Origin of the sequence: Micromonospora sp. M51 (genome assembly GCF_018070305.1) — a bacterium.
Classification (GTDB): Bacteria; Actinomycetota; Actinomycetes; order Mycobacteriales; family Micromonosporaceae; genus Micromonospora; species Micromonospora parva.
In genome coordinates, this window is the sequence record NZ_JAGPXZ010000291.1 from 1 (window position 1) to 7,066 (window position 7,066).

Genomic DNA, 7,066 nt, shown 5'->3' on the forward strand with positions numbered 1-7,066 from the left:
CTGAAGGTTGACGTCGCGCAGCTTCCGGGTTCCCGCGTCGCGCAGGTTGAGCCGCACCGGGCCCCGGTCCTCGGGGGCCGCCCGGTCGGGGTAGTAGCTGGACAGTTCCCGGCCGACCATGTGCCGCACCAGCTCGTCGCCGGTGGTGTCGGCGGTGGCCACCGTCGTGACTCGACGGCCGTCCTTGAGAACGGTGATCCGACCGGACAGGTCGAAGACCTCGGCGAGCCGGTGCGAGACGTACAACAGCCCGATGCCCCGCTCCTGGAGTCGGCGCACCAGCCCGTAGAGCAGCTCGACCTCGTGGTCGGCCAGCGCCGCGGTGGGCTCGTCCATGATCAGCAGCTGCGCGTCCAGGGCCAGCGCCTTGGCGATCTCGACGACCTGCTGCTGGGCGACACCGAGCTGCCCCACCCGGGCGTCGGCCGGCAACGTGGTCTCGCCGATCGAGGCGAGCAGCTGCCGGGTGCGCTCCAGCATGCCCCGGCGGTCGACCAAGCCGCGGCGGACCGGCTCGTGCCCCAGGTAGACGTTCTCCGCGACGGTGCGCTCCGGTAGGAGGTTGAACTCCTGGTGGATGATGCCGACGCCGGCCCGCTGCGCGTCGCGCGGGCCGCGGAAGCTACGCGTGGCACCGGCGAACTCGACGGTGCCCTCGTCCGGGCTGTAGCCACCGGAGACGATTTTCATGAGAGTCGACTTCCCGGCGCCGTTCTCACCGACGACGGCGTGGACCTCGCCCGGGGCGACGTCGAGGTCGATGCCGTCGAGAACACGTACGCCGAGGAAGGACTTGCCGATGCCCCGAAGGGTGAGAAGTGGCGTCGGCGGCGGATCTGACATCCCGAAAGCCCTCACAGACAGTAGTCATCAACAAGGTTCGATGAAACTCTACGGCGACTTCGAGGCCCTGGGCATCGAACTTTCGTAGCCATCGACGGATGCTTACGTTCTTATGGTGCGAACATTCCCTTGACATCGAGGAAACATCACACGTATGAAGATAGATGTTTGGATTGAGGTCCGCAATCCTCGACCGGGGCTGATTGCCAGGGCCGCAGCTTGAGCGGCAGCGACGCCGCAGCGAGGGAGTCGATCACGGCCGTCGTCATCCGGGCGCGACGTCGGACGTTTGCTTCTTTGATTGACAGTCATCTATTTGTAGCTCATCCTGACCCCGTGGATCACCGGACGAAGCCCTCAGCCACCATCACGCTGGGTGACGTCCCACGGGTCTGACTGCCGTCTTCGGCGAGCGGCACGAGGACCGACCACCACCCTCGTGCCGTCGCACGCGTCCAGGCACAACCTGACGTGCTGCGGGGCCCGTGGTCGCTACCGGAGTTGCCCGTCCAACCTAGGAGACGCCATGCGTCGCAACACACTGCTCATATCAGTGATCGCCGGTTTGTTACTGGCGCTCGGACTCGCCCCACCCGCGTCGGCGGCCCCGGCCTTCCGGGCCCTGCTGTTCACCAAGACCACCGGCTACCGCCACGACTCGATCCCGGCCGGGATCAGCATGATCCAACAGCAGGCCGCCGCGAACAACTTCGAGGTGGTGGCGACCGAGGACTCCAGCGTCTTCACCGCCAGCAACCTGGCGACCTTCGACGTGATCGTCATGCTCCAGACCTCCGGCATGGTCTGGACCTCGGCGGCGCAGCGCCAGGCGGTGGAGGGCTACCTCGCCAGCGGCAAGGGCATCGTCGCCATCCACAACGCCACCGACATGGGCATCGAGGGCGAATACCCGTGGTGGGACCAGACCATCAACGGTGGCGCCCACATGCCCGAGCACTCCCCCGGCGTGCTCCAGGGCACCGCCATCGTCGCCGACAAGAAGCACCCGTCGACGGCCAGCCTGCCGGATCGGTGGACCCGCAGCGAGGAGTGGTACAACTTCGACGCCAACCCGCGCGGCAACGTGCACGTGCTGGTGACCGCCGACGAGCGCACCTACAACCCGGGATCCCGGGCGATGGGCCCGGACCACCCGATCTCCTGGTGCCGCAACACCAGTGGAGGGCGGGTGTGGGCCACCGCGATGGGCCACGCGATCGGCTCCTACAGCGAGGCGAACTTCCAGAACCACGTGCTCGGTGGCATCCGGTGGGCGGCCGGTAACGCCGCCGGAGACTGCGGCGGCACCGTCTGGGGCAACTTCGAGAGGCGCACCCTCGACGACAACACCGTCGACCCGATGGCGCTGGGTGTGGCCCCGGACGGCCGGGTCTTCTACGTCCAGCGCGGCGGCCAGGTGAAGATCTTCAAGCCCTCCACCAACAGCACCGTCACCGCCGGCACGCTCAGCGTCTACACCGGCGGCGAGGACGGCCTGACCGGCATGGCGCTGGACCCCAACTTCGCCACCAACGGCTACATCTACCTGTACCACTCACCGGCGAGCAGCAGCACCGACGTCAACCGGGTCTCCCGCTACACGGTCAGCGGTGACACGCTGAACACGTCCAGCGGCGTGACGATCATCGACATCCCGGCGTACCGGGACCGGACGTTCCCGGAGCCCGGTCACACCGGCGGCTACATCAAGTTCGGTCCCGACGGCAACCTCTTCATCGGCACCGGCGACGACACACCGCCGAACCTGGACCCGAACTGGCAGGGCTACGCCCCGCTGGACTGGCGGTCGGGCAAGTCCAACCTGGATGCCGCTCGCAGCGCCGGTAACACCAACGACCTGCGCGGCAAGCTGCTGCGCATCCGGCCCTCGGCCAACGGTGGCTACACCATCCCGTCGGGCAACCTCTACCCCCAGGGCACCGCGCAGACCAAGCCCGAGGTCTACGCGATGGGCTTCCGTAACCCGTTCCGCTTCTCCATCGACCCGGCCAACGGCTGGGTCTACCTGGCCGACTACGGCCCGGACCGGAACCCGCCCACCACCAACCGTGGGCCGGAGGGCCTGGTCGAGCTCAACGTGATCAAGCAGGCCGGCAACTACGGCTGGCCGTTCTGCCACGGCAACAACCAGCCGTACGCCCCGTTCAACCCGGACACCGGCGTCGTCGGCGCGAAGTTCAACTGCTCCGCGCCGGTCAACAACTCGCCGAACAACACCGGTCTGACCAGCCTGAAGCCGGTCGTCATGCCCAACATCTGGTATGGCTACCCCGCCTCGACGACCTTCCCGGAGCTCGGCTCCGGCGGCTCCGCTCCGATGGGTGGGCCGATCTACCGGTACGACGCGGCGAACCCCTCCGAGACGAAGTTCCCGCCCTACTACGACGGCGTGCACTTCTTCTACGAGTGGGCGCGCAACTACGTCAAGGAGGTGCACTTCGACTCCTCCTCGGCGGTGACCCGCACCAACCCGTTCCTGCCCAACGTTCGGTTCAACAAGCCGATGGACATGGAGTTCGGCAAGGACGGCTCGCTCTACATGCTGGAGTGGGGCACCAACTTCGGCGGCGGCAACAGCGACTCCGGGCTCTACCGGATCGACTACAACCAGGGCGGCCGGTCACCGATCGCCAGGGCCACCGGCACGCCCACCAGCGGCAGCGCACCGCTGACCGTCCAGTTCAGCAGCGCTGGCACGTCCGACCCGGACGGCAACACGCTGACCTACCTGTGGACGTTCGGCGACGGCACCACCTCGACGGCGGCCAACCCGTCGAAGGTGTACACCGCCAACGGCAACTACACCGCCCAGTTGAAGGTCACCGACAGCACCGGCAAGACCGGCTTCGCCAACGTCCCGATCACCGTCGGCAACAGCGCCCCGGTGGTCACCATCACCACACCGGGCAACGGCGGCATGCTGACCTTCGGTGACAAGGTGCCGTACCAGATCACCGTGACCGATCCGGACGGCGGAACAGTCGACTGCTCGAAGGTGTTCCTCAACCCGGCGCTGGGTCACGACGACCACGCCCACGAGACCACCGAGTACCCGGGCTGCTCGGGCACCATCTCCACCGACCTGCTCGGCGGGCACCCCGATGGCGCCAACCTGTTCTACGTGCTGAACGCCAGGTACACCGACAACGGCGGCTCGGGCGGTGGGTCTCCGCTCACCGGCACCGCACAGGCGATCCTGCAGCCGAAGCACAAGCAGTCCGAGTACTTCAGCAGCCAGTCCGGCATCCGGGTGATCGACCAGGCGGCCGCGGAGAGCACCAAGCGCATCGGTGACATCTCCAGCAACGACTGGATCGCGTTCAACCCGATGAACCTGTCGGGGATCTCGACGGTCAGCTACCGGCTGTCGTCGCCCTCCGGTGGCGGATCGATCGAGCTGCGGGCCGACTCGCCGACCGGCACCCTGTTGGCCACCACCACGGTGCCGAGCACGGGTGGCTGGGACAACTACCAGTCCACGACACCGGTGAGCGTCGCCGCCCTCGGCGGGACGCACACGCTCTACATGGTGTTCAAGAACGCCAACAACTCGTTCGATCTGGACTCGCACACCTTCGGCGGCAACGGCGTCGGGACACCCGGCACCGGCACCGGCCTGGCCGGCAAGACCTACACGGTCACGGCGCAGCACAGCAACAAGCTGATGGACGTCAGCGGTGTCTCCACCGCCGACGGCGCCCAGATCACCCAGTGGGCATCCACCGGTGGCAACAACCAGAGGTGGCAGGCGGTCGACGCCGGCAACGGCGCGGTCTACCTGAAGGCGGTGCACAGCGGCAAGTGCGTCGAGGTGATCGGCAGTTCCACCACGGCGGGTGCCTTCCTCCAGCAGGCCACCTGCAACAACGGCAACCAGCAGAAGTTCACCGCGACCGCGACCGGGACCTCCGGCGTGTACACGGTGCGCAACGTGCTGAGCGGGCTCTGCGTGGACGTCAACGGCGCATCCACCGCCGACGGCGCCCGGCTGTTGCAGTGGACCTGCCACAGCGCCGCCAACCAGCAGTGGCGGTTCACCGCAGTGTGATCCCGCCGCTCTCGCGGTAACAGCTGACGTCCCGGTCGGGACCGGTCTCCGAGGAACGGAACCGGTCCCGGCCGGGACGTCGTCGTCACCGTCGCACCCACTGGTGGGCGGCAGAGGCGAACGCAGCCGTCAGTCGGGCGGGGCCGGGGAGCGCCGACCGGGCGGCTCGGCGAGCAGCCCGGCCGCCGCCAGGTCCTCCCACAACTCCTCCGGCACGACGACCCCGGACCGTCGCACCGTCTCCGCCACCTGCGCCTCGTTGCGGACGCCGACCACCGTCGACACCACCGCCGGATGCCGGCGGACGAAGGCCAGTGCCGCCTGCGGCAGGGTCACCCCGTGCGTCTCGCAGACCGTGGCGATCCGCCGCGCCCGCTCGATCACCGCCGCCGGCGCCTGCTGGTAGTTGTAGACGGCGTCGGCCGGCGGCCGGTCCCGCGACAGCAGACCCGAGTTGTAGACGCCCGCGATGACCACGCCCACCCCCCGGTCCTCGGCGGCCGGCAACAGGTCACCGGCAGCGCCCTGTTCGAGCAGGGTGTACCGCCCGGCGCACATCATCACGTCGACGTCGGTCTCCCGCACGAACCGCGCCAGCATCGCCGACTGGTTCATGCCCGCGCCGATGGCACCCACGACGCCCTGGTCCCGCAGGTCGACCAGGGCGGGTACGGCCTCGTGCGCGGCCTGCTCCCAGTGGTCGTCCGGGTCGTGCAGGTAGACGATGTCGATCCGGTCCAGCCCGGTCCGGTCCAGGCTGGCCTCGATGGAGCGCAGGACGCCATCGCGGCTGAAGTCCCACACCCGCCGATGGGTCGCTGGCACGTCGAACCCGTCGGAGTCCCGCAGGTGCGCGTCCTCGGGCGAGGGCACCAGGAGCCGCCCGACCTTCGTCGAGACCACGTACTCGTCGCGCCGCCGTTGGCGCAGCGCGACGCCGAGGCGGCGTTCGGACAGCCCGAGACCGTAGTGCGGCGCGGTGTCGAAGTACCGGACGCCCGCCTCCCACGCGGCGTCGACAGCCGAGGCGAACTCCTCGTCCGTCGTCGCCCGGTAGAGGTTGCCCCCCTGGGCCGCGCCGAAGCCCAGCTCGGTGAGACGTGTCCCCGGCCGGCGCGGCAGCGCACGCGTCATCATGACGTCTCCAGCCCGTAGGCGCGGCGTGCCGTCGCGCCCCAGACCGACGCCTGGTCGGCCGCGTCCTGGCCGTCCAGCAGCTCCGCCACGGTGTCCACCCACCGCTGGTACGAGCTGGCGAGCAGGCAGACCGGCCAGTCCGAGCCGAACATCAGTCGGTCCGGCCCGAACGCGTCCAGCGCGTCCTCGACGGCGGGTCGCAGGTCCCCCGGCGTCCAGGCCGAACCCGGCACCTCCGTCACCAGCCCGGAGAGCTTCGCCGTGGTGTTCGGCGAGGCGGCCAACGACCGCAGGTCCCGGCTCCACTGCGCCATCTCCGGGCGGCCGAGCGCGGGCTTGCCCAGGTGGTCGAGGACGAAGCTCACCTCGGGCAGGTCGCGCGTGAGGCGCGCGGCCATGGGGAGCTGGTGCTGGCGTACCAACAGGTCGAAGACGAGGCCGGCGGCACCCACCGCGGCGATCCCCCGGCGGACGTCCGGGCGGTCCAGGTACGCCGGGTCGGTCTCGGACTGCACGAGGTGGCGGATGCCGACGAGACGCTCCCCGCCCCGAGCGGACCGTAGCCGGTCGAGGCGCTCCGCGACATCGTCGGCGGTCAGGTCCACCCAGCCGACGACCCCACGGATCACTGTGTCCTCGGCCGCGATGCCCAGCAGGTCCACCGTCTCCGCCACCGAGGGAATGGACTGCACCACCACGGTCGCGGTGACCCCGGCCGCCCGTGCCAGCGGCGCGAGATCGGCGGGTTCGAAGTCGGCGTCGATGGCCGCCATGGTCACCGGGTCGATCCACGACTGCGGGTGCCGGGCCCGGACCCAGAGGTGGTGGTGTGCGTCGACGATCCCGGCGCGGCCGGGCTCCGGTGCGCCCGTCATCGGCCCAACCAGCCGCCGTCGACGGGCAGCACCACGCCGTTGACGTAGTCCGACGCGGACGACGCCAAAAACACCGTGGCGCCGCCGAGATCGTCGGCCCGGCCCCACCGCCCGGCCGGGATGCGGCCGAGGATCGCCTGGT

At 69.4% G+C, this 7,066-nt stretch carries 5 protein-coding genes; 1 reads left to right on the forward strand and 4 read right to left on the reverse strand.

Annotated features, from left to right (window positions below):
- Positions 1-843, reverse strand: an 843-nt coding sequence (locus KBX53_RS16990; protein ID WP_210860276.1) for an ATP-binding cassette domain-containing protein, incomplete at its 3' end; no start/stop codon positions are given.
- A 526-nt stretch (positions 844-1,369) separates the two neighbouring features.
- On the opposite strand from KBX53_RS16990, the gene KBX53_RS16995 reads away from it, so the two are divergent.
- The gene (locus tag KBX53_RS16995) at positions 1,370-4,912 is read left to right on the forward strand and encodes a ThuA domain-containing protein (protein ID WP_210860277.1); all 3,543 of its coding nucleotides are present in this window, start codon (positions 1,370-1,372) and stop codon (positions 4,910-4,912) included.
- A 129-nt stretch (positions 4,913-5,041) separates the two neighbouring features.
- On the opposite strand, the gene KBX53_RS17000 is transcribed toward KBX53_RS16995, so the two are convergent.
- The 3 genes from KBX53_RS17000 to KBX53_RS17010 all read right to left on the reverse strand — a co-directional run.
- The gene (locus KBX53_RS17000) at positions 5,042-6,049 is read right to left on the reverse strand and encodes an aldo/keto reductase (protein WP_210860278.1); all 1,008 of its coding nucleotides are present in this window, start codon (positions 6,047-6,049) and stop codon (positions 5,042-5,044) included.
- Positions 6,046-6,924, reverse strand: a complete 879-nt coding sequence (locus KBX53_RS17005) for an amidohydrolase (protein ID WP_210860280.1) — start codon at positions 6,922-6,924, stop codon at positions 6,046-6,048. Before KBX53_RS17005 ends, KBX53_RS17000 begins: the two co-directional genes overlap by 4 nt.
- The coding region (locus KBX53_RS17010; RefSeq protein ID WP_210860283.1) for an SDR family oxidoreductase at positions 6,921-7,066 on the reverse strand (146 nt) is incomplete at its 5' end. The genes KBX53_RS17010 and KBX53_RS17005, both read right to left, overlap by 4 nt.

Coding starts and splice junctions, on each gene's coding strand:
- KBX53_RS16995 (WP_210860277.1), top strand. CDS start 1,370: ATGCGTCGCAACACACTGCTCATATCAGTGATCGCCGGTTTGTTACTG.
- KBX53_RS17000 (WP_210860278.1), bottom strand. CDS start 6,049: ATGATGACGCGTGCGCTGCCGCGCCGGCCGGGGACACGTCTCACCGAG.
- KBX53_RS17005 (WP_210860280.1), bottom strand. CDS start 6,924: ATGACGGGCGCACCGGAGCCCGGCCGCGCCGGGATCGTCGACGCACAC.